22 protein-coding genes are annotated in these 24,288 nt (G+C 65.1%); 10 read left to right on the forward strand and 12 right to left on the reverse strand.

Features of this window, described 5'->3' with window-relative positions; all coding sequences use genetic code 11:
- Positions 1-101: 101 nt before the first annotated feature.
- The 4 genes from KMZ68_RS16990 to folE form a co-directional block, all read right to left on the reverse strand.
- The gene (locus KMZ68_RS16990; protein WP_215612367.1) at positions 102-1,277 is read right to left on the reverse strand and encodes a DUF2336 domain-containing protein; all 1,176 of its coding nucleotides are present in this window, start codon (positions 1,275-1,277) and stop codon (positions 102-104) included.
- A 217-nt stretch (positions 1,278-1,494) separates the two neighbouring features.
- Positions 1,495-2,544, reverse strand: coding sequence for a transglycosylase SLT domain-containing protein (locus KMZ68_RS16995; protein ID WP_215612368.1), 1,050 nt, complete (start codon positions 2,542-2,544; stop codon positions 1,495-1,497).
- A gap of 155 nt (positions 2,545-2,699) precedes the next feature.
- Positions 2,700-3,128 (reverse strand): phosphoribosyl-AMP cyclohydrolase, encoded by a 429-nt coding sequence (gene hisI, locus KMZ68_RS17000; RefSeq protein WP_249779383.1) that lies wholly within the window; start codon positions 3,126-3,128, stop codon positions 2,700-2,702.
- Positions 3,129-3,159: 31 nt separating this feature from the next.
- A complete protein-coding gene (folE, locus tag KMZ68_RS17005; protein ID WP_215612369.1) occupies positions 3,160-3,870 on the reverse strand; it encodes a GTP cyclohydrolase I FolE in 711 nt (236 codons plus the stop codon).
- A gap of 237 nt (positions 3,871-4,107) precedes the next feature.
- On the opposite strand from folE, the gene KMZ68_RS17010 reads away from it, so the two are divergent.
- A complete protein-coding gene (locus KMZ68_RS17010) occupies positions 4,108-4,563 on the forward strand; it encodes an iron-sulfur cluster assembly scaffold protein (protein ID WP_215612370.1) in 456 nt (151 codons plus the stop codon).
- Between the two features lie 6 nt (positions 4,564-4,569).
- On the opposite strand, the gene KMZ68_RS17015 is transcribed toward KMZ68_RS17010, so the two are convergent.
- Positions 4,570-5,487: a hypothetical protein gene (locus tag KMZ68_RS17015; protein WP_215612371.1), complete on the reverse strand. Its 918-nt coding sequence runs from the start codon at positions 5,485-5,487 to the stop codon at positions 4,570-4,572.
- Positions 5,488-5,740: 253 nt separating this feature from the next.
- Between KMZ68_RS17015 and yidD the strand changes: the two genes are divergently transcribed.
- Positions 5,741-6,073, forward strand: a complete 333-nt coding sequence (gene yidD, locus KMZ68_RS17020; RefSeq protein WP_215612372.1) for a membrane protein insertion efficiency factor YidD — start codon at positions 5,741-5,743, stop codon at positions 6,071-6,073.
- Between the two features lie 23 nt (positions 6,074-6,096).
- On the opposite strand, the gene KMZ68_RS17025 is transcribed toward yidD, so the two are convergent.
- Together KMZ68_RS17025 and KMZ68_RS17030 are read right to left on the reverse strand one after the other, a co-directional pair.
- Positions 6,097-7,317, reverse strand: a complete 1,221-nt coding sequence (locus KMZ68_RS17025) for a hypothetical protein (RefSeq protein ID WP_215612373.1) — start codon at positions 7,315-7,317, stop codon at positions 6,097-6,099.
- Between the two features lie 2 nt (positions 7,318-7,319).
- Positions 7,320-8,687, reverse strand: coding sequence for an APC family permease (locus KMZ68_RS17030; RefSeq protein ID WP_215616370.1), 1,368 nt, complete (start codon positions 8,685-8,687; stop codon positions 7,320-7,322).
- Between the two features lie 501 nt (positions 8,688-9,188).
- On the opposite strand from KMZ68_RS17030, the gene KMZ68_RS17035 reads away from it, so the two are divergent.
- Together KMZ68_RS17035 and KMZ68_RS17040 are read left to right on the forward strand one after the other, a co-directional pair.
- Positions 9,189-10,310: an alpha/beta hydrolase gene (locus KMZ68_RS17035; protein WP_249779384.1), complete on the forward strand. Its 1,122-nt coding sequence runs from the start codon at positions 9,189-9,191 to the stop codon at positions 10,308-10,310.
- A gap of 150 nt (positions 10,311-10,460) precedes the next feature.
- Positions 10,461-10,787, forward strand: coding sequence for a GrlR family regulatory protein (locus tag KMZ68_RS17040; protein WP_215612375.1), 327 nt, complete (start codon positions 10,461-10,463; stop codon positions 10,785-10,787).
- Between the two features lie 16 nt (positions 10,788-10,803).
- Here KMZ68_RS17040 and KMZ68_RS17045 read toward each other — a convergent pair whose 3' ends face one another.
- Both KMZ68_RS17045 and KMZ68_RS17050 read right to left on the reverse strand, forming a co-directional pair.
- Positions 10,804-11,151 carry a hypothetical protein gene (locus tag KMZ68_RS17045; protein WP_215612376.1) on the reverse strand — a complete coding sequence of 116 codons (348 nt, stop codon included), beginning with the start codon at positions 11,149-11,151 and terminating at the stop codon, positions 10,804-10,806.
- A 174-nt stretch (positions 11,152-11,325) separates the two neighbouring features.
- Positions 11,326-12,510: an MFS transporter gene (locus KMZ68_RS17050; RefSeq protein WP_215612377.1), complete on the reverse strand. Its 1,185-nt coding sequence runs from the start codon at positions 12,508-12,510 to the stop codon at positions 11,326-11,328.
- 189 nt (positions 12,511-12,699) lie between these two features.
- Between KMZ68_RS17050 and thrS the strand changes: the two genes are divergently transcribed.
- The 3 genes from thrS to KMZ68_RS17065 all read left to right on the forward strand — a co-directional run bounded on the left by thrS (position 12,700) and on the right by KMZ68_RS17065 (position 16,662).
- A complete protein-coding gene (gene thrS, locus KMZ68_RS17055) occupies positions 12,700-14,724 on the forward strand; it encodes a threonine--tRNA ligase (protein WP_215612378.1) in 2,025 nt (674 codons plus the stop codon).
- Positions 14,724-14,951: a hypothetical protein gene (locus tag KMZ68_RS17060; protein ID WP_215612379.1), complete on the forward strand. Its 228-nt coding sequence runs from the start codon at positions 14,724-14,726 to the stop codon at positions 14,949-14,951. Before thrS ends, KMZ68_RS17060 begins: the two co-directional genes overlap by 1 nt.
- A gap of 76 nt (positions 14,952-15,027) precedes the next feature.
- The gene (locus KMZ68_RS17065) at positions 15,028-16,662 is read left to right on the forward strand and encodes a YadA family autotransporter adhesin (RefSeq protein WP_215612380.1); all 1,635 of its coding nucleotides are present in this window, start codon (positions 15,028-15,030) and stop codon (positions 16,660-16,662) included.
- 110 nt (positions 16,663-16,772) lie between these two features.
- Here KMZ68_RS17065 and KMZ68_RS17070 read toward each other — a convergent pair whose 3' ends face one another.
- Entirely contained in the window at positions 16,773-17,696 is a 924-nt protein-coding gene (locus tag KMZ68_RS17070) for a hypothetical protein (RefSeq protein ID WP_215612381.1), read from the reverse strand.
- Between the two features lie 182 nt (positions 17,697-17,878).
- Here KMZ68_RS17070 and KMZ68_RS17075 point away from each other — a divergent pair, with 182 nt between their 5' ends.
- Positions 17,879-20,083: a YadA family autotransporter adhesin gene (locus KMZ68_RS17075; protein WP_215612382.1), complete on the forward strand. Its 2,205-nt coding sequence runs from the start codon at positions 17,879-17,881 to the stop codon at positions 20,081-20,083.
- Positions 20,084-20,156: 73 nt separating this feature from the next.
- The gene (locus KMZ68_RS17080) at positions 20,157-20,474 is read left to right on the forward strand and encodes a hypothetical protein (protein ID WP_215612383.1); all 318 of its coding nucleotides are present in this window, start codon (positions 20,157-20,159) and stop codon (positions 20,472-20,474) included.
- Positions 20,475-20,514: 40 nt separating this feature from the next.
- Here KMZ68_RS17080 and KMZ68_RS17085 read toward each other — a convergent pair whose 3' ends face one another.
- Positions 20,515-20,874: a hypothetical protein gene (locus KMZ68_RS17085; RefSeq protein ID WP_215612384.1), complete on the reverse strand. Its 360-nt coding sequence runs from the start codon at positions 20,872-20,874 to the stop codon at positions 20,515-20,517.
- Positions 20,875-21,073: 199 nt separating this feature from the next.
- Between KMZ68_RS17085 and KMZ68_RS17090 the strand changes: the two genes are divergently transcribed.
- Positions 21,074-21,637 (forward strand): nitroreductase family protein, encoded by a 564-nt coding sequence (locus KMZ68_RS17090; RefSeq protein ID WP_215612385.1) that lies wholly within the window; start codon positions 21,074-21,076, stop codon positions 21,635-21,637.
- A gap of 14 nt (positions 21,638-21,651) precedes the next feature.
- On the opposite strand, the gene KMZ68_RS17095 is transcribed toward KMZ68_RS17090, so the two are convergent.
- A complete protein-coding gene (locus KMZ68_RS17095) occupies positions 21,652-24,123 on the reverse strand; it encodes a putative bifunctional diguanylate cyclase/phosphodiesterase (RefSeq protein WP_215616371.1) in 2,472 nt (823 codons plus the stop codon).
- Between the last annotated feature and the right edge of the window lie 165 nt (positions 24,124-24,288).

A 24,288-nucleotide genomic window follows, 5' to 3' on the forward strand; every position in this document is an offset into this window, starting at 1 on the left:
CGTGGAGCGATGGAGCGGGTAGCTTCTTCAACAACGAGCGCTGGTGGCTATGGGTCCCTGCGTGCGCAGGGACGACATCGAGTGTGTCGATGCAGGATCGTCTACGCCGCGATCAGCTCGTGATGCACAGGCGCAATCGCTTCTTCCGCGACCAGCTCGTCGCAGAACAGGCGGGCTTCTTCCCGCGCCGATTCCGTCGCAAAGCGGCGCAGCAGGATCAACAGCGGCTCGGCGGCCAATGGATCGGTCTCGCAATGGGTCAGCACGCGCTCGACCATGCGCCGCCGCAGTCGTGCAGCGCCGCCGACGCTATCGACGAAGCCGGTTTCCTGGCAGACTTCGAGCGCCACCCGGAACGCCGCGAAGGTGGATGGCGGCAGGCCGGCGCGGATCAGCAGCGCCTGCAGGCTGGCGCCGCCGCGGTCGTGCAGCAGCGCGGAGACGCGCGCCTGCGGCAGCCCGGACAATTCCGAAAGCGCTGAATCGAACAGGTCGACATTGCCCGACAGCAGCGCGCGCAGGATCAGCCCGGCGGTCAGCTGGCCGGTGGCGCGCAGATGCTGCACCAGGCCGCGCATGTCGTCGCCGCGCGAGCGCGCCGCGATATTGACGGTGGAACGATCGCGCGCCTCGCTGGCGATCCGCCCCGCCCGGTCGGCGGAGAGCCAGTTGCGGGCGACGACGAACTGCGCCAGCGTATCCGACAGTTTGGCGACCAGAGCGACCCTCGTCGCCGCCGGCAAGTCCTCCAGCACCAGCATCGATTCCCGGATTGCGGCGAGATGGCCGTGGCGTTCGACGATACGGTCCCAGGAGAACGGCGCCAGCTCGGCATAGGCGTTCTCGATCAGCTCGAGCGCGGCCGCGGCGGAGCCGACTTCGGCGATCGCGGCGCAGACCGAGGCCGGCAGATTGATGCGGCGGGCGATCGCGCATTGCATTTCGCCGTTGCCGGTCGCGATGATGTCGACGAGATCGGCGTCGATCAGAAGCGGTGAATGTTCGAGCACCGGAAGGGCGACTGACGGCTGGTCGAGCGAGAGCGCCTGCACGATGGCGGCGGGCGCGTCCGAGCTGCGCGCAAACACCTCGGCCATGGCCTGGCGCACCAGCGGGGATGGATCGTCGAGCAGCATCAGCAGCGCGCCTTCGGCGGCGGCGCGATCGTCCTCGGACAAATCCGAAATCAGCCAGGCCCGCGCCAACGACCGCGTTGCCTCTGCCCGCTCGCCTGCCGGAGCGGTACGTATCCAACCGATAAACTGCCGAACGATCATGACCCTGCCGGCCTACGCAACCCGAAACGACACCGTGACGCGATGCCACTACAAGGAAAAATAAACCATGACGCTTAACAAAGGGTTCACCATAAACGGCTGGTTTTATTGACGTTTTGTTAAGAGTGCGCGGCCGGATCTGCGCGGTCTGTGGTTCTCCCGGCGATGCGAAGCATCGTCCGGAGACGGCGCAACAGCGCCTCCGCACCGTGATGATTTAGCTGCTGAACGTGCCGGCGCGATCGCTGAAGAGATCGAGCGGCCGCGGCGCGCGGATCTCGGGCTTCTGCGCCAACGCCGCGCCCGCGTCCGAAGTTGCTGAAGCAACCGATGTCAGCGAAGAAGAATTACCCCATAGCTCCTGAACCGCCGGCGAGACCGGCTGCGAACGTTCGCCGGCCTGGAACAACGAACGGAAGATCGGTTCGGTCTGCGGCAGCGACGCGGTCTGCAGCGCCGGCTGCGACGCCGTTGCCACCGGGGTCACTGCGCGCGAATCCGGAAAGCTCGAGAGATAGGCGGCGTTGTCGATCGACACCGTGGCGGGGGTTGCGCTGGCGAGCGTGACGCGCCTCGGCATCTCACCGCCGGCCGCGGCCATCGCGGTGCGCGTCGCCGGGGAATTGGCGGCGCTGGCGTAGCGCGAATTCAGCACCGAATAGACTTCGGAGACGCTGCGCGCCCGCCCTGCCCGGTCGTAGAAGATCGGCCGGTTGGCGGCGGCGGCATTGGGAAACAGCCGTGCCGCCGAGGCGCCCGGATTGTCCTCGGCTTTCGAGATCAGCTTGGCGGCGCCGCCGACGCCCATGAAATGCGCCATATAGAGTTCGCCGTCGGTCGGGCGGCGGCCGATCTTGCCGGTGAGCTTGAAACTGTTGGACTGGGTCAGCACGCCCGCCATCGCGGAGGCCGCCGTGGGGTCGTCGCGCAGCTTCATGATCGCGGTCCGCGCGGCGGGGTCGCTGACATAATAACTGCCGGACGGCGAGCGGGAGATGGCGTCGGCATATTTGCCGTAGCCGAGCTGGCTGCCGGCTTCCTTCACGGTGCCGAGCCAGGTCTGGTCGATGAATTGATAGAGCCCGCGCGCCGACGAGGTCGAGGCGGCGGCCTTCGGATTGAAATTGGATTCCATCTTCGCGGTGGCCAGCATGTATTCGAAGCTGGTGCCGGTGGTATCGGCGGCCTGCCTGATCGCGCCGGCAATCCGCGCGCGCGAAGGATCGATGCCTGCCGTTGCCGTGGCGATTGAAGCGTCGACCGACATCTGTAGGTGCCCCGCTCCTGGCGAAACGACCGCTGGGCCTGTCGAGCGCCAAATGGCGCTCATGCCGCCGTCACACTGGGGCGATTATGGTTAACGGCGAGTTAAGGAATGCGGCCGGCATCGGCGGCCGACCCGACGAGCGCGGGAAACGGCGGTCACTTCCGATAAACCGCCTTCGGATCGAACTGTTTCTCCGCATCCACGAACGACAGCCGCGCCCCGCCCTCGGCCGCGTCGACCTTGCGATAGAAGCAGGAGCACCGTCCGGTGTGGCACGCCGCGCCTGATTGCTCGACCCGGATCCAGATCGCGTCCTGGTCGCAGTCGGCGCGCATCTCCACCACCCGCTGGGTATGACCTGAAGTCTCACCTTTTCGCCATAAGGCCTTGCGGGAGCGGCTGAAGTACCAGGCTTCCCCGCTGGCGATGGTCCTGCGCAAGGCTTCGTCGTTCATGTGCGCGACCATCAGCACCTCGCCGGTCGCAGCATCGGTGGCGACGCAGGTGACGAGTCCCGACGCGTCGAATTTGGGCTGGAATGCCAGCCCCTCTTCGCGGTCATCGATATCTGCAGATTTGGACACGGGCAGCCCTCGCGAATTCAAAAAGCGAGGGTCAGCGCTGCGCCCCTCGCACCATGGACAGGAAACGCGCCTGTTCCGCCGGATTGTCGCGGAACATGCCGGTATAGCGGCTGGTGAAGGTCATCGCACCATGCTTGGCGACGCCGCGCACCGACATGCAGGTATGCTCCGCCTCGATCACCACTGCAACGCCGCGCGGCTTCAGGACCTCGTCGATCGCGGCCGCGATCTGGGCGGTCAGATGCTCCTGGGTCTGCAGGCGGCGCGCGAAGATATCGGTGAGCCGGGCCAGCTTCGACAGCCCGACCACCCGCTCGACCGGCGTGTAGGCGATATGCGCCTTGCCGTAGAACGGCATCATGTGATGCTCGCACTGCGAGGTGAATTCGATGTCGCGGATCAGCACGAAGTCGTCATAGCCCGCGGTCTCGCCGAAGGTGCGGTTGAGCACCTCGGCCGGACACTGGTGATAGCCCTGATAGAGTTCGTCGAAGGCTTCGACCACCCGGCGCGGCGTATCGATCAGGCCCTCGCGGTCGGGATTCTCGCCGATATAGCCGAGCAGGGTCTGCACCGCCGCTTCCGCCTCGGCGCGCGACGGGCGCGGCTGGTCGGCGCGGACGGCCGCGGCCAGAAACTCGGATGGGTCGAGTTCGGCCGGGCGGGCTTCCAGAAGCTTCGAGTCCGCAAGTTTCGGGTCAGAACCCTTGCCTGGGCGGAGCGATTTGATCAGTGCGTCCATGTCAACTCCGTTCGACCGGTCCTTGAGTGAGACCGGAGTGTCACCGGCAGACGGGGCGGGCTTGCCGCCGGACGCCTGAACCTCACAATTCTAACACCCCTGCGGCCGAATTGGTTTCTATTTCGGTTCCGCCTTGGGAAACGGCCGGACTGTATTTCCGCCGTATCCAGCCATATATAGGACCACGGCTCGCTGCCGCCAAGGGCGGCCGGCCGGGAAGCCCGGGGCCCCGATTCTATGCTGAACGACATCTACAACAAGCGCATCATCGAACTGGCCGGCAATATACCCCGGCTCGGACGCCTCCCCGACCCAGACGCCAGCGCCACGGCGCATTCCAAGCTGTGCGGATCGACCGTCAAGATCGATCTCAAGATGGAAGGACCCGTCGTCACCGACTTCGCCCATGACGTGAAGGCCTGTGCGCTTGGGCAGGCCTCTTCATCCATCATGGCAAGTCACGTCGTCGGCTCAACCGCCAATGAATTGCGCGAGTTACGCGAGACCGTTCGCAGGATGCTGAAGGAAAACGGCAGGCCGCCGGAGGGCAAGTGGGCCGATATCGCGCTGCTCGAGCCGGTGCGCGACTACAAGGCCCGGCACGCCTCGACGATGCTTACCTTCGATGCCGTGGTCGATGCGATCGGCCAGATCGAGGCGAAGGCGAAACAGCCGGCCTCGGCGCAGGGCTGATCGCCGCTACTTCTGAACCGGAACCGTCGCCGCGACGCCGCCGGTCGGCACCATGGCTTCCGCGGTCTTGGTCGACTTCGCCGGTTGCGGATGGGCCTCCCCGTCGATCGCCTTGCTCACGAAACGATCCTGCACAGGTTTCGCCGTCGCCTCGGCCATCGGCACGGCCGAGCCATCCATCTGAGGCAGCACCGCGGCGACCGCATCCGTGGTGACGAGGTTGCTCAGCCGCAATTCCGCCCGCGACAACTCGTGCAGGTCTTCCCACGGCGGCACGCTCAGCGACAGCGACAGCAGATCGCCCGTACCTCCCATATCGAAGGTGTATTTGGCGAGGCGTCCGATGTCGCGTTCCACGATCATCAGATCCTGCGCGCTGTAGCTCGCGGCCCTGGCGTCGTCGGCGCGGTCGCCCATCCAGATCTGATGCACCCTGACATGCGCCGTTTCCGGCACATAACGCGTCTTGCCCGACAGCAGCAGGAACACGCACATCGACTCGCAATAGGCTTCGGGCGCGACGCTCGCGCGCTCGCCCTGCGCACTTCGGGTCTGGATGCTGGTGCCGACCGTCGTCAGCATGCCGAGGCTGCGCCAGCGCCGCCCGAGCGCGATGGAATCATTGACCGAGCCGCCGCTGGAATCCAGCACGATGGTGGCGCCGCCGAGCTGCCGTCCGCGCGCGAAATCGTCGAAATCCTTGGGGCTGTCGGCAGTCACGATGCCGACGGCGCTGACCCAGCCCCGGCAATCCGGCTGGCAGGCGACCCAGCTGAACTTCATCGGCAACTTGCGTTCTTCGAGGGTGACGCCGGCATGTGCACGGCCGCCATCGCCGGCCATCATGGCAGGCAATACGATGCAAAGTGCGGCGGCGCCGATGAGCGCCCAGCCGCCGGATCGAAGCGACTTCACGAGCCTCAATTTGGTTCCTTCCCCAAAACCCCTTGTCGGACGATGGTAACGGCCCCAGTTCAACGCCGAAGGATTCTGTCACAGCGGCGTCATGAAAAAGTAACCTCGCGTCACAGAAGCGTCTATTAACATTTTCCGCACCGCCACCGAACAGATGCGGTATTTTGACGGGTGTGACTCAAATGCATATCCGTAGATGTGCGGTGCGGGTTCCATGCAAGGGAACCGAGCAAACCATCGCTCAACGATGAGCCAATCGCCCATGAAGCATTCAGCGGATTGTTCGGCCTGCGCCGGAATGGTTCAGCGCCTGCCGCGCAATCTCGGCCGCGCGCTGATCTGGATCTACCGGCACACGCTGTCGCTGCTGGTCGGTTACAACTGCCGCCATCTGCCGACCTGTTCGGTCTATGCCGACGAGGCGATCGAACGCTTCGGATTATGGGGCGGAGGCTGGATGACGCTGGCGCGGCTGTTGCGCTGCCAGCCCTGGGGCACTTCGGGGATCGACAACGTACCGCAGACCCCGCCGCCCGGCGCACGATGGTACCTGCCGTGGCGGTTCGGTCGCTGGCGCGGCGTCAACGCGCCGTAGGGAAGCTCGCTGCAGCGGCGGCGCTAGCGCGAGAACCAGCGGAAACCGCGCGGCGGCTCGCCGACGTCCCGCGGCGGACGCGGCACCCGCCTGGCGCGCGGCCCCGGTCGCGGCGGTTCCGTCGATGACGTCGATTCGACCGGAGCCGAACCGTCCGACGGCACCTTCACCGCCAGCAGCAGGTTCGATTCATGGGTGCGCCAGCGATAGCCGATGCCGAAATCGATCGGCTGCGCCCGCCGGAACAATTCCGCATAGGACTGCTGGTGCCTTCCCGGGAATTCGCCGATCGGACCGAGATAGCGGCCGAACGGGAAGAACCGCCATTTCTTCGGATCGTAATACGCCAGCGGCACGCCGGAATCGTCCTGGATGATGGTGGCGCTGTTGGCGAGGATGAAGTCGCGCACGGTGGTGAAGTTGCCGGAGTGCAGGAGATAGGACGCGCTCTTGATCAGGCTGTTGCCGGGCGCGAGCGTGGCGCAGAATTTCAGAAAGCCGCTCGCCCTGACGCCGCTGTTCGAAAGATCGGTCGAGAAATAATACAGCGTCTTTTCCGCGCCGTCGCTGCCGGCGAAGATGATCCGGACGCCCCGCGTCGCATTCGGGCCCGGATTCTCGTTGGCGAAATACGCCGCCCCCTTGTCGTCGAGCGCGATCGGACTGACGTCGCGAATGGTCTTTCCCGAGCGCGCCAGGAAGACGTAGAGGATCGGCAAGGTGCCACTGAGCTGCCCGGCGTGCAGATCGGTCTTCATCTGCTTGGTGATGAAGAAGCTGAAACTCAGGATCGAGCCCAGCGACCGCTCGACGCTGTAGAGCGCAGACCCGATACCGCCATGCGGCAATCGCGTGAGATCGGGCACCGAGCCGACCGGCTCCAGCGCGCTCAGCACATAGGTCGAGGCCTTCGAATGGAACGCGTTCGCATAGAGGAAGTCCGGGCCGCTGAACATGTAGAACATGGTCGGCCGCGGCGCCGCCAGATTGGATTCGGCCCAGCCGTGGATCTTCGAAAGCTGGCGCTGCTCGAGCTGTCCGAACGCGGTATCGAAGAATTTGGCGTGCCGCTGCCACGAAGGATCTTTGGTCAGCGGCGTCAGCGGCGAACCGGCCGACGGCGGCATGCCGGCGAGGAAACGCGCGGTGTCGTCGGCTGTCACGGTATCGGCGGCGCACAGCGGCGCCGACGCCGCGAAGAATATGGCTGCAGCAGCAGCGGCAATTTTCAGGGATTGAAGCATGTCTATTCGCGGCCCGGGGATGCGGGGGCCCGATCGGCCCGCTTGCGGAAAACGGCATAGATCAACAGGCCGGAGATCATGATCAAGATTCCCAGGAACGACTGCAACGGGCGCTCGGTGGCAAGATAGTACATCATGAATCCGGTCACGAGCAGGAAAACCAATGGTGTCACCGGGTATCCCCAGGCCCGATAGGGCCGCGGCAAATCGGGCCGCGTGATGCGCAGCTTGATGACGCCGAGCACGGTGAAGAACGAGCAGAACAGCAGGCTGAACTGGATGAAGTCGAGCACCTTCTCGAAGCTGCGGGTGAACAGCATCAGGCTCGCCACCGCAAGCTGGAACAGGATGGCGTAGACCGGCGCCCCGCTGCCCGACTTGCGGGAGAAGATCCGCAACGCCGGAATGTCCTCGCCCATGGTCATCATTACGCGCGGGCCGATCCACATCATCGCGCTGATCGAGGATATCAGCCCGATGCAGATCATCGCGCCGACGATGCGGCCGCCGACCTCGCCGAAGATGTGGCTGCCGGAGATGCGGGCGACGTCGAGTTGCCCCGCCAGTTTGTCGATCGGCGCGGTATGCAGGAACACCGCGTTGAGCGCGACGTACAGCACCAGCACGATCAGCGTCCCCGCCAGCATCGCGCGCGGCAGGTTCTGCTCCGGGTCGCGCATCTCGCCGATGATGTAGGTCGCAGCGTTCCACCCCGAAAACGAATACATCACGAACACCAGACCGATCGCGAACGGCGCGCTGGTGACATAGCCGAGGTCGGAGACCGAAGGCATAAACGTGACCGGCTGCGGGGTGGCGATGACAAATCCCGCCACCAGGAAGGCCATGATGAGCACCACCTTCAGGATGGTCGCGATCAGCTGAAAGGTACTGGAGTGCTTGACCCCGCCGAGCTGCACCAGCGACACCAGCCAGACCACGCCGACGGCGAGCGCCAGCGGCGGCGCGTCGGGGAGCACCGACTTGCCGTATTCGCCGAAGGCCATCGCGGCGAGCGCCACCGGTGCGGCGAAACCGACCGTCGCCGACACCCAGCCGGCGAGAAATCCGAATGCCGGGTGAAACGCCCGGGTCAGGAAGTTGTATTCACCGCTGGAGCGCGGAAACATCGCGCCGAGTTCGCTGTAGGAAAACACCCCGCACAGCGCGACGATGCCGCCAATCGCCCACAGCAGCAGGATCGAAAATCCCGACGGGATGTCCTTGACCTGAAAGCCGAGGCTGGTGAACACGCCGACGCCGACCATGTCGGCCACCACAATCGCGGTGGCGACAAGGACCGATACGGTCGAACCGCTGCCGGGGAGTCGGCCAGGCCATGCCGCGCTTCCCGTCTCTGATGCCGCCATGTCGGTCCACGCCTCGGGCGCTGCGCCTTTGCTTATGTTCATCGTGCAGCCTGGTCCCCGTCAGTTCAAGCAGTGTTAACAATGATTTAAATCGGGACATCAATTCGGTATTGAAATACCGTGTAGGACTTTGAAGACCCGGCGGTGCCGCGAAAAGCAAGTGACTGCCCCACAATCGCGACACGATTCCGTGTTCTTTAGGGCGTTCCGGGAATGGGGAGTTTTTCCCGGAAGCTTAACGTCACCTCAACGCGAGCTGGCATACGCCGATTTCAGGCGGATATTGGGGCAAGTGGGTGGATGGTCGGGGCGGATCCGAAATTCCAGCAGCATGATTGCGCAGGCCGGATGATTTCACCGGGCGCGCCGCAATATGCGGGGCGGCCGACCCCTTCGCAGCATCGCACCGGTCCGCATCGATGGCGCTGGATCGCCCTCCTCTGCGCGTTTGTGCCGTTGTCATTTGTGCTGGTTCAATGCGGCAAGGCGCCGAGCGCGGGAATGCTGGCCGCCAACGCGCACGCCTCGTCGGGCGATACGTTCGAGGACCGGTTTCCGACGCCGACCTTCAAGGAGCGCTTCCCGACCACGAGCGAGAGTTTGGTGCCCCGGCAACCTGCTGCGTCAGCACCGGGCGGGCGCACCGCGCGGTCCGCGCCGGCTCCCTATCGGGTGGCGTCGCTGGCGCCGACGGTGCCGTACCAGCGTCCGCCGCGCGAGGATCAGACCATGTTGGTCGGGCTGAAATCCTCGGCGTTTCCCTATCTCGGCACCAACCCGCGCACCGACGAGCCGTTCCTGAACATTTCCAAGGGCGACCGTCGCGGCCACCGCAGTTACGGCGGCCGGGTCTACTGGCAGGACCAGACCTACAACGACAACCGCGTGCTGATGCACGTCCCCGAAAACTTCGATGTCCGCAAGCCCGGCGTCATCGTGGTGTTCTTCCACGGCAACGGCGCGACGCTGGAACGCGACGTGCGCGACCGCCAACTGGTGCCGCAGCAGATTTCCGAGTCCGGCGTCAACGCGGTGCTGCTGGCGCCGCAGCTGGCGGTCGACGCCGCCGATTCCAGCGCCGGCAAGTTCTGGCAACCCGGCGGACTGAAGCGCTTCGTCAACGAGTCGGCCGATCATCTGGCCCGTCTCTACGGCGATCCGCGCGCGGCCAGGGCTTTCGCCGACATGCCGGTCATCATCGTCGGCTACAGCGGCGGCTTCATGCCGGCGGCCTGGAGCCTCGAGGTCGGCGGTCTCGGCAACCGCGTGCGCGGCGTGTTCCTGCTCGATGCGGTCTATGGCGAACTGGACAAGTTTGCGTCCTGGATCGTGAGCAACCGGTCCGGCTTCTTCGTCAGCGCCTATACCCGCTCCACCCGGCGGCACGAGCATGAGCTGATGGCCATGCTGAAGGAGAAGGGCATCGCCATATCGGACGATATGGACGGGCCGTTGCGGCCCGGCAGCGTGGTTTTCCTCGAGACGCCCGAAGGCGTGACTCATCGCGATTACGTCACGCGCGCCTGGACGGAGAATCCGGTGAAGGACGTGCTGGTCAAGATGGCGGCAACGCCCGCACTGACGCGGGTGGCGACAAACTCGCCCTCACACGCGGACCGCTGATCCCGGCGGCCGCCCGGCCTCCTGGTCATCCTACCGCCAATCCCAAATGTAATGTTGATGGCCGCGCCATTTGCTGCCTGCGGCATTGTTCGGCCCATGCCCCGGGCCTAGGGTGCAGGAATAAGAATGCACAACTGCAGGGGAAAACAATTGCAGGAAGGCCTTTACAAGGTTGAATTTCATACCGTTCATGGCACCGGCAACGGCGTGCTTTACGCCACCAGCGGCAAACTCCGCGGCGGCAATTCCGGCTTTGCTTTCACCGGGAATTACACCCGCAAGGGCGAGGAAATCCACGTCAAGATCTCGACCCTGCGCCACAATCCCGACCCCGGCTTCAAGCCGCTGTTCGGAACCGACATGATCACGCTGACGCTGAAGGGAGCCGAACACGGCGACATGGTCGATTTCGAAGGCTTTGCCCTGCAGGTGCCCGGCGTCGCCTTCAAGGCGATCCTGACCCGGATCGGCGACTGAAGCCGCCGGGTCCGGTTTACTTCGGGGGCTTCGGGAGTTTCTCGGCGAACCCGTTGAAGCATTTCAGCCGCCCGTCTTCTTCCTTGAAGAAAGTGCAGTCCGTGACGCTCTTCGGGGCGGGTACCCTGGCCTTCGGCTTGGGCGGGAAGATTGCGTCGTAGCAATTCAGCCGCTCCTTGGTTTCATCATCGATTTCAAGGCAGGCTTGCATCCTCACGGCAACCGATTGGGGTTTCGGCTTTGGCGCCGCGTCCTTCGACTTGATCTGGACCAGCGGCTTGCCGCCGACGGTCGGCGGCGGCTTGTCTTGCGCGATGGCGGCGCCTGAACAAAGCACCAGGACGAGCGCGAGCAATTTTCTCATGTCACTTCACTTCGGTTTTGCGTTGAGGCAAGGCGTTGAGGCAAGGCAATTTCGAGCCGGGTGGGCGGTCTGGTCCAGCCCAGACGGGACTTTGCCCGCTGCCCCCTGTTTTGCCAAGCCATCGCGGTTGCATACTGCCGAAATATCCTTTGGATTAAGGCTTATTGGAGAAGCCTAGACCGACGGCGCCGCAGGTCGAGGCCGGGTCAGGATGACGCCGAACAGCGCCAGCATGACAAAGCCCGCCGCGACGTAGCCGGCGGCGTAGAGCCAATCCTGCGCAAACAGCAGTCCGCCGACCGCCGAGCCGATCGCCTGCCCGACATACAGCACCGAGGTATTGAGCGATACCGAGGCCGGCGCCAGCGCCGGCGCGGCGGTCACCAGCCGGACCTGCTGCATCGAGTTGGTCGAGGCGAAGCCCAGTCCCCAGATCGCGACCGAACAGGCCATCAAGGGGTAGATGCCGGCGCTGAGCGCCCAGCCGGCAATGCCGGCCAGCAATACGAGGGTGAACAACAGCGAGGTCTTGTAGGCTCCCCAGGCGTCGACGATGCGGGTGGCGATCGCAATTCCGACGAAGCCGAATACACCGTAGAGCGCGAACACCAGCCCGATCGCGTCAGGCCCTGCCTGCGTCAGCTTGTTCAATAGCGGCCCCATGAAGGTGAACACCACGAACTGGCCGGACATCTGAAGCGTCGTGACCAGCAGCAGCAACGCGATCATCCGGTTACGCCCGACGTCGGCCCAGGTCTTGAGATCCACGGGCGCGCCGACCAGTCCGCCCGGCAAGCGCCACGCCAGCAGCAGAAAACTGATACAGCCGATCGCGCCGATGCCGCCATAGACCGCGCGCCAGCCGTAACGGCTGCCGATCAAGGCGATCAGCGGCAACCCGATCGCCGCGGCCAGCGACCAGCCGAGAAAGATATAGGCGATGGTGCTGCCGCGCTTCTCCGTCGGCACGATCAGCGCGGCGGTGCCCGCGGCCTGCGGGGTATAGAGCGCGCCGACCGCCAGCATCACGAGGCGGATGACCAGCAGGCTCGCATAGTCTGGCGCGAACGCGGAAGCCGCATTGGCGAGCGCGAGGATCGCCAGGGTCGCGGCCAGCAGCGTGCGGCGCTCGATCCGGCTGGTCAGCCACGCCGTCAGCGGTGAGCCGATGCACAGCACCACCGCGCCGAACGTGATCAGGAGCCCGGCGTCGCGGATGCTGACGCCGAGATCCGACGAGAGCTCGGGCAGCATGCCCGCCGGCGCCAGCACCGAACAGCCGATGACGATGTTGCCGAGCATCAGGGCGGTGGGTGCGAAGCGGCGGTGGACGTGGCCGTCGGCGGGCGGGATTTTCATGCAAATGCATGTAGGCCGCGTGCGCGCGGAATGAAAGGACGCGATCAAATTATTTTGCGAGCGCGCCAGCGGCCGTGGCGCAGCGCCATTTTCTTGGCAAACCCCGATTGCGCCGCCCGAATCGCCTGCTATACCGCTGCTTCCCGCTTACCTGCGCTCGTTCGCAGGAGTGAGCATCAGGAGACCGCCATGACCGACTTCAAATACAGCCTCACGAATCTGAAGCCCGCCGAGCCGCAAGCGAAAGTCGCCCTCACCTTCCCCGACGGCGCCCGGCGTGAGTTTCCCAAGAGCATCACCGGCCTCGACATCGCCAAGGGCATCTCGCCGTCGCTGGCCAAGCGCACGGTTGCAATGGCGCTCGACGGCGTGTTGACCGATCTCGCCGACCCGATCGATCATGACGCCAAAATCGAATTCGTCGCCCGCGACGACACCCGCGCGCTGGAACTGATCCGGCACGACGCCGCCCACGTGCTGGCCGAAGCGGTGCAGTCGCTGTGGCCGGGCACCCAGGTTACGATCGGCCCGGTGATCGAGAACGGCTTCTATTACGATTTCTTCCGCAACGAGCCGTTCACGCCGGAAGACTTTGCCGCGATTGAAAAGAGGATGCGCGAGATTATCGCGCGCGACAAACCCTTCACCAAGGAAATCTGGACGCGCGAACAGACCAAGCAGGTGTTCAGCGACAACGGCGAGATGTTCAAGGTCGAGCTGGTCGACGCGATCCCGGCCGACCAGACCATCAAGATCTACAAGCAGGGCGACTGGTTCGACCTTTGCCGCGGCCCGCACATGACGTCGACCGGCAAGATCGGCAACGCCTTCAAGCTGATGAAAGTGGCGGGCGCCTATTGGCGCGGCGACTCCAACAATCCGATGCTGACGCGGATCTACGGCACGGCGTTTGCGAAGCAGGAAGACCTCGACGCCTATCTGAAGCAGATCGAGGAAGCCGAGAAGCGCGACCACCGCAAGCTCGGTCGCGAACTCGACCTGTTCCACTTCCAGGAAGAAGGCCCCGGCGTGGTGTTCTGGCACGCCAACGGCTGGACCATCTTCCAAGCCTTGATCGCCTATATGCGCCGGCGCCTGACCGGCGACTACAGCGAGGTCAACGCGCCGCAGATCCTCGACAAGGTATTGTGGGAAACCTCGGGCCATTGGGACTGGTACCGCGAGAACATGTTCGCGGCTCAATCGGCCGGCGACGAGGCCGAGGACAAGCGCTGGTTCGCGTTGAAGCCGATGAACTGTCCGGGCCACGTGCAACTCTTCAAGCACGGCCTGAAGAGCTACCGCGACCTGCCGCTGCGGCTGGCCGAATTCGGCGTGGTGCATCGCTACGAGCCATCGGGCGCGATGCACGGCCTGATGCGCGTGCGCGGGTTCACGCAGGACGACGCCCATGTGTTCTGCACCGAACAACAGCTCGCCGACGAGTGCCTCAAGATCAACGATCTGATCCTGTCGACCTATGCCGATTTCGGCTTCGAGGGCGATCTCACGGTTAAACTCTCGACCCGCCCGGAGAAACGCGTCGGCACCGACGAGATGTGGGATCATGCCGAGCGCGTGATGGCCACCGTGCTGTCGGAGATCGAGGCGCAGTCCGGCGGCCGCATCAAGACCGCGATCAATCCCGGCGAAGGCGCGTTCTACGGCCCCAAATTCGAATATGTGCTGCGCGACGCCATCGGCCGCGACTGGCAATGCGGCACCACGCAGGTCGACTTCAACCTGCCGGAGCGTTTTGGCGCGTTCTACATCGACGCCGACGGCTCGAAGAAAGCGCCTGTCATGGTGCATCGGGCGATCTGCGGTTCGATCGAGCGCTTCATCGGCATCCTGATCGAACATTTTGCCGGCAACTTCCCGCTCTGGCTGGCGCCGGTGCAGGTTCTCGTCACCACGATCACGTCGGAGGGCGACGAATACGCTAAGGTGGTCGCAGCCGCCGCGCGGCGCGCCGGCCTGCGCGTCGAGATCGACCTGCGCAACGAGAAGATCAACTACAAGGTCCGCGAACACTCGCTGGCGAAAATTCCGGCGCTGCTGGTGGTCGGCAAGAAGGAAGCCGAGACGCATTCGGTTTCGATCCGCCGACTCGGCAGTGACGGGCAGAAGGTGATGCCGACCGACGAGGCGCTGGCGGCGCTGGTCGATGAAGCAACTCCGCCGGACGTCAAGCGGGCCAGGCTCGGGACCTGATGGCCCAAGAACCTAAAACCGACGAGCAAGAGCTTCCCGCATTTCCGATCCGGGCTTACCAGCTGATCCCGGATCCCAACAGGCCTGATGTGGTGGCGCTGGCGATCGAAACCGAACAGGGCCACCGCCTGTTTCTGGCGACGCGGGAGATTCTGGAGGACCTCGGCAAAGATCTTCTGGAGCGGGCGGCGAAGATGCCGCCAAAACAAACAGCAACCAGGCGATGAAAGCGGCGTAGCGTTTTGGCGATCCGTTAAATAAGCTCGCCCCGTGGATCGTTCAGTGAGTGCAGCGGGGACAGAGATGCCAAACCTTTTGAAAGCCGTCGGGACACTTCGCGCCGGCTACGGCATCCAGATCGCAAGACACGGCCGGTTCTTGAAGCAACTCGTACTGCTTGCGTCCATCGCTGTCGCGGCGTGCGTCAGCGCCGGAACGAGTTTTGCGCAGCCGGTTGAATATGTAAAAGTGTGCAGCGCTCCGGGTACCGGCTTTTTCTTTATTCCGGGCACCGACAGGTGCGGCTATGCGACAAACCTGCCCTACGTCTACAACACCGCCTTCGGCACCTATTCGACCCAACCGGGAACGCAATCGACGGCATACGGCGCCAACGCCTTTGCCAACGGCACCGGCAGCGTCGCGATCGGAGATCATGCCTTCTCGGGCGGCGATCCGTTCAGCGGGAGCCCGGGAGCGAGCAACGGCATCGATGGCCAAACGCCAAACAGCGCCTACTCGAACGCGAACACGACCGCCGTTGGACAGGGCGCGCGCGCAGGCGCCACGGCGGCGGGGCAGGACAACGCCACGGCGGTGGGCAACGGCGCGCTCGCCAACGCCGCAAACGCCTCGGCGTTTGGCCAGGGCGCGCAGGCCAACGCCTCGAATTCGGTCGCGATCGGCTTCGGCTCGGTAGCCAACGTCACCAACACGGTTTCGGTGGGGTCGGTCGGCAACGAACGGCGGATCGTCAATGTCGCTTCGGCGACGATCGCGCCCGGCAGCACCGACGCGGTCAATGGCGGACAATTGTTCACCGCGAACCAGCGCGTGGCGGCCGCCTTCGGCGGCGGCGCCGGCCTCGACATCAATGGGCAATTGACGGCGCCGAGCTACACCATCCAGAGCGTCGTCTACAACAATGCAGGCAGCGCGTTCGGCGCGCTCGACACCGCGCTCAGCTCGATCGTCGGAGGCAGCACCTATGTCCGCGTCAACAGCAGCGGACCGGCTGCCAATGCATCGGGTGCCGATGCGATCGCGCTCGGCGGCAATGCACAGGCAACGCAATCCGGGTCGATCGCCGTCGGCCTGAACTCCTCATCGACCGGCGCCAATTCGATCGCCATCGGCACCGGGGCGACGGCAACCGGCTCGGTTGCGGTCGGCGCGGGGGCTTCGGCGGCCAACGGCGGCGCCGCTTACGGCGACGGCGCGGTAGCCACCGGCTCGCTCTCGACCGCAGTCGGCCCGAACGCATCCGCGACCGCTGCGAATGCCGTCGCGATCGGCTCAGGCTCCACCAACACCGTCGCCAACACGGTGTCGTTCGGATCTGCCGGAAACGAGCGGCGCCTGACCAATGTCGCCGCCGGCATCAACCCAACCGACGCCGTCAATGTCGGACAGTTGCAATCGGTCGCAGCCGGCTTCCAGTCGCAGATCGGTGGCCTGCAAAGCCAGATCAACGACACCCGCTGGGAAGCCCGCGGCGGCGTCGCGCTGGCGCTGGCCGCCGGCGGCCTTCGCTACGACGACCGCCCCGGCAAGCTCTCGCTGGCCGGCGCATTCGGAAACTTCAAGGGCGAGTCCGGCCTCGCGCTCGGGTTGGGCTATGCCGCTACCGACAGGCTGCGCTTCAACGCATCGGTATCGGGGGTGCCGAGCCAGGGCAGCGTCGGCGGCACCGTCTCGGGATCGATTACCCTGAACTGAGGCGTGATGCAGAGGCTCCGGCGAACGCGGCCCGGTTCTCGAACTCAGTCCACCCCTGCCGGGGCGACGGCGACGCGGTGCACGGGGGCCAGCGCGGCGTCCGAGCGGCGTCAGACGGAACGCTGCCTGCGTTCGCCGATGTTGCGATCGTCCCCATCGAGCGTGGCCGCCGCCTCGCGCGCGCTGTCGAAGAAGAAGATGAAGGCGTTGGCGTAGAACACGCTCAGCGCCTCCGCCAGGGCCGGCGCCAGCGTGATCTCCTCGCCCTTGTCGCCGGCGCGCATGATCAGTCCGTCGTGCGCGGCGTCGCGCAGCATCTTGGCGACATGGGCCCGCGACACGCCGAACCGCCGCGACAGCTCGGAGATCGAGATCGCGAACGGCCGCGACGGCGGCACGGTGTCGTCTTCGGCGCCCGCTGCCAGGAAGGTCGATGCGATCATCATGCCGGCGCTGCGGTCGCCGAACAGGCCGAGCCCCGGCGTGTACATGATCAGCCGGAAGCCGTCCTTGTAGCGCCCGAACATCGCGGCGAGAAACGCCCGCACGAAGACCGGATCGTCCAGGCGTTCCGCCAGAACAGCGCCATCGGGGAACACCGGAACGCCGCTCCTGAAATGCGAGCGCCAGCGCGGGCGCAGCAGGTCGAGCAGCTTGGGCGTCGCCACCAACGGCCGCCGGCGCCGATCGTCTGCGTCCGGATCGGGCGCGAGATAGCCCGCGAAACGCATCAGCGACAGCATCGCGGTGGCCCGCCCCGGACTGCAGAGATCGAACTCACTGCAGAGTTGCTTCATGCGGGTCGGTGTCAAGCCGGACGACGGGTCGGCGGGATCGCGCGCGAAGTGGCTGTGGAGCACGACATGGCTGAGCACGACGCGTGCGCGATCGTCCATCAGCCAGTTCAGCAACGGCCCGCCGCGATAGAAGCCGGTGAGTCCGATCGCCAAAGCGCGGCTAGCCTGCGCGAATGAAGGATGCGCCCGGAGAGCGGCAATCTTCGCCTGGAGATCCATCGCCGCAGACGCCGTCACATTATTATTCCACGTCTGCGATCGCGCGCTGCAACATTTCGCGAGATACGACCAAATTTCTGCAGTTGCCCGCGCACCGAGGGCGTCTAGGTTCGGCCCGAACAAGGGGACCTGAATTGACGACGTGTACGACATTCTGCCGACGCGAAGGAAGGGTATTTGCTGCCCGATCGTCAAGCCGGGTGCGACGTTTCTCGGCGGCCATCGCGATAACAGCCGGAACCCTGTTCCTTCTGGAACTGCAACCTGCGCGCGCATTCACTTGCACTGGAACGCTCGGCGCGGCGTCAGGAACGACGGATGCCAACGATGTCCAGGACCTGGTCTGCGGCGTGAATGCGGCGGCAACCGGCATTCAAGACGTCGCCGTCGGTTCAGGCGCCTCGGCGACCAGCGACTACGCAACGGCTGTCGGGGCGTCGGCGTCAGCGACCGGCCTGCAAAGTTTGGCCGTCGGCTTCGGAAGCTCTGCGCAGGGCAACAACAGCATCGCCATTGGCACGGGTACGGGGACGGCCGGAGCATTGGGGACGCTTGCCGTCGCGACCGGCTATCAAGCCCTCGCTTCCGGATACGGCAACGTGGCCTACGGCGCCTCCGCTGTTGCAAGCGGACTTGGCGCCAGCGCATACGGTTTTCAGAGTTCGGCCGCCGGGGGGTCGTCGGTGGCGCTGGGTTCACAGGCAACTTCATCGGGATTGCGCAGCACGGCGATGGGCTTTTTCAGCCGCGCGACCGGACAGGAGTCGATCGCGATCGGCGCAGGACTGAACGCGACTCAGGCGGCTTATTCGGCCGGCAGCGGCAGCATCGCCATCGGCAACCGCGCCGCGGCCGGCGGCACCGACGCCAACGGCTTCAACAACGCCGGCAACACCGCGATCGGCCAGCGCGCCTTGGCGGGCAGCAGCGCGAGCGGCATCACCAACGCCACTGCTCTGGGCAACAGCGCCAGCGCCCAGGCCAACAACGCCCTCGCGCTCGGGGCGAGCGCCAGCGCAACGGCGGCCAATGCCGTCGCGCTCGGCATGGGCTCGCTCGCCGATGTCGCCAACACCGTGTCGGTCGGCGCGCTCGGCAGCGAACGCCGGATCGTCAATGTGGCCGACGGCACCATCGCGTCGGGCTCGAGCGACGCCGCCACCGCCGGCCAGCTCTATACCGCCAACCAGCGCGTCGCCGCCGCCTTCGGCACCACGCTCGACGGCAGCGGCCAGCTCGTTGCCCCGAGCTACACGATCCAGGGAACGGCCTACAACAATGTCGGCAGCGCCTTCGGCGCGGTGGATAGCTGGATGACCGCCACGAGCACCAGCCTGACCAGCCTGCAGACCCAGGTCAGCGGGTCGAGCGGACTGGTGCAGCAGGACGCGACGACGCGCATCATCACGGTGGGCGCCGCCACCGACGGCACTGTCGTCGATGTCTCCGGCACTTCGGGCAACCGCACCGTCACCGGCGTCGCGAACGGCGCTGTGACGTCGACCAGCACCGACGCCGTCAACGGCAGCCAGCTCTATGCCACCAACCAGCAGGTCGCCGCCAATACGTCCGACATCGCAAATCTCTCCACCGTCGTGGCGGGGCTCGGCGGCAGCGGAACCGGATCGAACTACATTCGCGCCAACGGCACCGGACCGGCCGCATCCGCGACCGGAGCCAACGCCGCGGCGATCGGCTCGAGATCGAACGCCAGCGGCGCCGATGCGCTGGCATTCGGCACCAATGCGCAGGCGACGCAGTCGGGCGCCATCGCGATGGGGCTTAATTCGGCCTCGACCGGCACCAATGCGATCGCGATCGGCACCGGCGCTCTCGCCACCGGCTCGGTCGCGGTCGGCGCGGCCGCGACCGCATCGAACGGCGGCGCCGCCTTTGGCGATGGCACGACCGCGACCGGCACGAATTCCGCAGCACTCGGGACCAACGCCTCGGCCACAGCCGCGAATTCGGTCGCGATCGGCTCGGGCTCCACCAACACCGTCGCCAACACGGTGTCGTTCGGCTCCGCCGGAAACGAGCGACGGCTCACCAACGTCGCCGCCGGCATCAACCAGACCGACGCCGTCAATGTCGGGCAATTGCAGTCGATCGCTTCGGGCTTCCAGTCGCAGATCGGCGGATTGCAGAACCAGATCACCGACAACCAGCGCGAGGCGCGGCGCGGCATCGTCGCCGCGGTCGCGGTGGCGCCGGTGCTGATGCCTTCGGCGGCGGGCAAGACCACCGTAGCGGTCAACACCGGCTATTATCGCGGCGAGACCGGCGTCGGCATCGGCATTTCGCACCGCCTCAATTTCGCGGTGCCGACCGTGCTCTATGGCAGTTATTCCAACGGCGGCGGCGCCGAACATATCGGACGCGCGGGTATGGCGGTCGAATTCTGACTGGGCTAGAAGCTTGGAAATGCTTCGAACCCCTCGCCTCCCGATGATGATCCGATACCTCCGGCTTGCGGCATTGATCTCAGCCGCATGGCCCGAAGCCGCGTTGGCGCAGCAACCGCCGGCGCCTCAGCAGCAGTTCCAGCAATCGGCCGAATGGGGAAAGCTGCCGAAGATGATCCTGGAGCGCCAGTTCGCAGGTCCCTTGCAGGACACCGTGATCCAGCGGCTGCGCGATCCCGTCGACGGCACGATCTGCTATCTCTATCTGCCCATCTCGGCGCCGCATTCGCCGACCACGGCGACCGGGTTCGTCCAGTACGGCCCCAATACCATCGGCAGCATCAATTGTGTGCCGACGCCGCCCGCGGCCCCGGCGGCGCGCAGGCAATAGACCGGACCGCGATCGGTCGATCCCCGAGCGGCCTCGCCCTTCAGTTTCCGCGTTTCGGCAGATCGATGCGCAGACCGACGAATTCCGGCGGCCCTTCCGTCAGCCGGTGAATGCGACGGTCGCGTTCTTCCTGCGGCGTGGCCGGATCGATGAATTGATCGAGCTGGCTTGTGGCCAGTTCTTCAACGGCAAGCGCCAGGCTTGTCTCGCGCCATGACGCCGTTGCCGTCGCTTCCGCCTTCAGGCCCAACTCGACCAGCTGCCGAATGGCCTCGGAACGATTGACGGCATGCGCGCTGGCCCAGGCATCGATGCTGGCGGTGAGAACCGCCGGCAGCTTGACCGCGCTGACAGGATGACCTGCGGTTGCATTCTCATCGATCTCTTTCGATTCCGACATCGACAGGGTTTCCCAAGAAGTCCCAAAAAATTACGATAGGGGCATTTCCGAGGGAGTCCTTGACCGGGATCAATGATCCCTGAACTCCCGGCGGTCCGGCCGGGAACGCCAGTCTGGAGTCCTGATAGACAGCTTCGGCTTGCTATCGCCCCGCGGATGCAGATATCTGCTGCAAACCTGCGAAACAGCGGAAATCCCGATGCTTGATGCCATTGAACTCCTGAAAATCCGCCGCTCGGTGAAGCCGCGCGAAATGAGCGGTCCCGGCCCCTCGCCTGCCGAACTCGACACCATTCTCACCATCGGCGCGCGGGTGCCCGACCACGGCAAGCTGACGCCGTGGCGCTTCATCGTGTTCGAAGGCGATGCGCGGGCGCGCGCCGGCGAAGTGATCGCGCAGGTATTCGCGCGGAAGAATCCGGCTGCGACGGCAGCCGAGATCGAGGTCGAGAAGCGCCGGCTCACCGATGCTCCCCTGGTGATCGGCGTGGTCAGCTTCACCAAACCGCATCCCAAGGTGCCGCCCTGGGAGCAGGAATTGTCGGCCGGCGCCAGCGCCATGAACATCGTCACGGCGGCGACCGCGCTCGGCTACGGCGCCTGCTGGCTGACAGGCTGGTTCGCCTTCGATCGCGACGTGCTCGACGGCCTCGGATTGAAGGCGGACGAAAAGCTCGCCGGCCTCATCCACATCGGCACACCGACCAAGCCGAGCGAAGACCGCCCGCGGCCCGCGCTCGGCGACATCGTGACGCGGTTCTAGCGATATCGATACGGTCAAGCCGCCTTCGATGCGCGGCGGCCGAACCTGGACAGCAGCGCCTCGACCTCGGCGGCGGGCCTCGCCGCGCTGAACAGGAAGCCCTGCACCTCGTTGCAGCCTTCGGCCCGCAACCAGTCGAGTTGGTCGACGGTTTCCACGCCTTCGGCGGTCGTGGTGATGTTCAGGCTGCGCCCGAGGCCGGAAATCGCCCGCACGATCGCAACGCAATCGGAGCGCTCCGCAAGGTCTTTCACAAACGAGCGATCGATCTTGATCTTGTCGAACGGAAAGCTTCGGAGATAGCTGAGGCTTGAATATCCGGTGCCGAAGTCGTCCATCGAGATGCTGACGCCGAGTTCGCGCAATTGATGCAGGATCGCCAGATTGGCCTCGGTCTCGGCCAGGAACAGCGATTCGGTGATCTCGAGTTCGAGCCGCAGCGGCGACAGTCCGGAATGCGCCAATGCCGAGACCACCACCTGAACGAGGTTGCGGCTGCGAAACTGCACCGGCGACAGGTTGACGGCGACCTTGACGTCCGCGGGCCATTTCGCGGCCTCGGTGCAGGCCTCCCGCAACACCCACTCGCCCAGCGAGACGATCAGCCCGATGTCCTCGGCGACCGGGATGAAGTCCGCCGGCGAGATCATGCCCTTTTCGGGATGCCGCCAGCGCAGCAGCGATTCAAAGCCGCTGATCCGGTCGGCGGCGAGGTCTACCAGCGGCTGATAGTGCAGTTCGAATTCGCCATTCGCGAACGCGCGGCGCAGGTCGAGTTCCATGTCGCGGCGCTTCTGCGCCTGCCGGTCCATCTCCCGCTCGAAGAACCGATGCACGCCGCCGCCGTCCGACTTCGCCCGGTACAGCGCCATGTCGGCGTTGCGCATCAACTCCTCGCTCGTGTCGCCGTCACCCGGCGACAGCGCAATGCCGATGCTGGCGCCGACCACGATCTCGATGCCGTCGAGGTCGTAGCTGGCGCTCAGGGTCTTGATCAGACGGGCCGCATAGTCGCTCGCCTCGTTCGGCGAGACATCGGAGGCCATCACGACCGCAAACTCGTCGCCACCGAGCCGGGCAACGAGATTGTTGCCGCGAACTTCCGATCTCAGCCGGTCAGCCACCGCCTTCAACAGCCGATCGCCCATCGGATGACCGAACGAGTCGTTGACGTTCTTGAACAGGTCGAGATCGACGCACAGCACCGCCACCCGCTTGTTGCCGGGCAGGCTCTGCTCGAGCGCCTGCTTGAGGCGGTCTTGATAACGCTCCCGGTTCGGCAAATTCGTCAGGCCGTCATGGTGGGCCATGTGGGCGATCCGGGCCTCGGCCTTGCGCCGTTCGGTGATGTCGGCGACGGCGACGAGAAAGCCGTCGCGGCCGTCAAAGGCAACGCGCCGCCCGAACGTCAGCACCTCGATCTCGCTGCCGTCGGCCCTGAGATGGCGCCAGTTGCGGCCGGAATGATAGACGTCGCCGACCTGCTGGAGGGCCTGATTATGGGGCACCCATTCGTCCTCCGGCCAGATCTCCCGAAGCTTCATGCGCAGAAACGTCGCGCGGCTGTATCCATAGTGCTGCACCGCCGCGTCGTTGACGCTGAGAAAGCCGGTCGTTTCGGCATCGAACACCCACATCGGCATCGGATTGTTGTCGAACAGCAGGCGAAACGAAGCTTCGCGCCGCTTCAGGGCCGTGACGTCCGAAACCGTCAGCGAAAGAATGTCGCCGAACGCCGTCACGCCCAATCTCAGGTTACGGTCGTCGCTGTCGACTTCGAACTGATCGCGGCTGCCGCTGTTGATCACGCCGAGCAATCGCTCGGTCACCTCGGGCAGGCACAGCAGATTGCCTCCGGCACTGAGCCGTCGCCACTGCAATTCGATTGACGGCAGTTTGAGGAGCCGCGACGCACCCTGATTATGATGGACGATCTGAAAGTCGAACGGCTGGCCGGCGGCGTCGCGTATCGTCGCGAGCGACAGCACACCCTCGTCGGTGGTGGAGAAAATCGCGTCCAGCAAATTGTACTGCGGAGCCCGCTCGTTGACATAGACGCCGATCAGCGTGCCGCCCCATCGGGAAAATGTCGGCAGCGCCAGGATATCGTAGGTCTGGACCAGACCGTCGCGCACGCGATGCGCGACGGTGGGATACGGGCGGCTGTTCCGCAGCGCGCTGGCGGCGGCCTCGCCGAGCGCGGTGGCGCAATCAGGCGACAGCGCGCTCAAGGGAATGTCCCAGCGATCGTCTTCCAGCCATTTCTGGATGAAGCGGCCGGTCCGCGATACTTCGAGCGTTTCATTGTTGTCCTTGAGCAGGACGATATGATCCGCCAGCCGGCCGAGGCTGCCCAGCATCACATCTTCATAGCGCGGCAGTCTTTCGCCGGGCCTCAGGCCCGCGTGCCACTTGCGCTGCAGGACGGGGACGTCATCGAACATTTCGACGTTGAATTTTCCGGGTACTTTTTTGGCGGCAATCATGACATTCCCTGCAACGCAAACAGCCGTTTTGGCCCGGCCGCATCCAATGCAGCCGGGCTTAACGCCTTGTAAAAAATGCAGAGGCGGCACGCCGATCCGGCGATTATGACAGTTCTAAGTCATCCGATGGTTAGTGCGCATTAGCGACTATGACGGTCGCCTGAC

This window comes from Bradyrhizobium sediminis (genome assembly GCF_018736105.1).
Taxonomy (GTDB): Bacteria; Pseudomonadota; Alphaproteobacteria; order Rhizobiales; family Xanthobacteraceae; genus Bradyrhizobium.

Excerpts from the sequence above, each read along its gene's own strand:
- KMZ68_RS16990 (WP_215612367.1), bottom strand. The coding sequence starts at position 1,277 with ATGATCGTTCGGCAGTTTATCGGTTGGATACGTACCGCTCCGGCAGGC.
- KMZ68_RS16995 (WP_215612368.1), bottom strand. The coding sequence starts at position 2,544 with ATGTCGGTCGACGCTTCAATCGCCACGGCAACGGCAGGCATCGATCCT.
- folE (WP_215612369.1), bottom strand. The coding sequence starts at position 3,870 with ATGGACGCACTGATCAAATCGCTCCGCCCAGGCAAGGGTTCTGACCCG.
- KMZ68_RS17010 (WP_215612370.1), top strand. The coding sequence starts at position 4,108 with ATGCTGAACGACATCTACAACAAGCGCATCATCGAACTGGCCGGCAAT.
- yidD (WP_215612372.1), top strand. The coding sequence starts at position 5,741 with ATGAAGCATTCAGCGGATTGTTCGGCCTGCGCCGGAATGGTTCAGCGC.
- KMZ68_RS17025 (WP_215612373.1), bottom strand. The coding sequence starts at position 7,317 with ATGCTTCAATCCCTGAAAATTGCCGCTGCTGCTGCAGCCATATTCTTC.
- KMZ68_RS17030 (WP_215616370.1), bottom strand. The coding sequence starts at position 8,687 with ATGGCGGCATCAGAGACGGGAAGCGCGGCATGGCCTGGCCGACTCCCC.
- KMZ68_RS17035 (WP_249779384.1), top strand. The coding sequence starts at position 9,189 with ATGCTGGCCGCCAACGCGCACGCCTCGTCGGGCGATACGTTCGAGGAC.
- KMZ68_RS17045 (WP_215612376.1), bottom strand. The coding sequence starts at position 11,151 with ATGAGAAAATTGCTCGCGCTCGTCCTGGTGCTTTGTTCAGGCGCCGCC.
- KMZ68_RS17050 (WP_215612377.1), bottom strand. The coding sequence starts at position 12,510 with ATGAAAATCCCGCCCGCCGACGGCCACGTCCACCGCCGCTTCGCACCC.
- thrS (WP_215612378.1), top strand. The coding sequence starts at position 12,700 with ATGACCGACTTCAAATACAGCCTCACGAATCTGAAGCCCGCCGAGCCG.
- KMZ68_RS17060 (WP_215612379.1), top strand. The coding sequence starts at position 14,724 with ATGGCCCAAGAACCTAAAACCGACGAGCAAGAGCTTCCCGCATTTCCG.
- KMZ68_RS17065 (WP_215612380.1), top strand. The coding sequence starts at position 15,028 with ATGCCAAACCTTTTGAAAGCCGTCGGGACACTTCGCGCCGGCTACGGC.
- KMZ68_RS17085 (WP_215612384.1), bottom strand. The coding sequence starts at position 20,874 with ATGTCGGAATCGAAAGAGATCGATGAGAATGCAACCGCAGGTCATCCT.
- KMZ68_RS17090 (WP_215612385.1), top strand. The coding sequence starts at position 21,074 with ATGCTTGATGCCATTGAACTCCTGAAAATCCGCCGCTCGGTGAAGCCG.
- KMZ68_RS17095 (WP_215616371.1), bottom strand. The coding sequence starts at position 24,123 with ATGATTGCCGCCAAAAAAGTACCCGGAAAATTCAACGTCGAAATGTTC.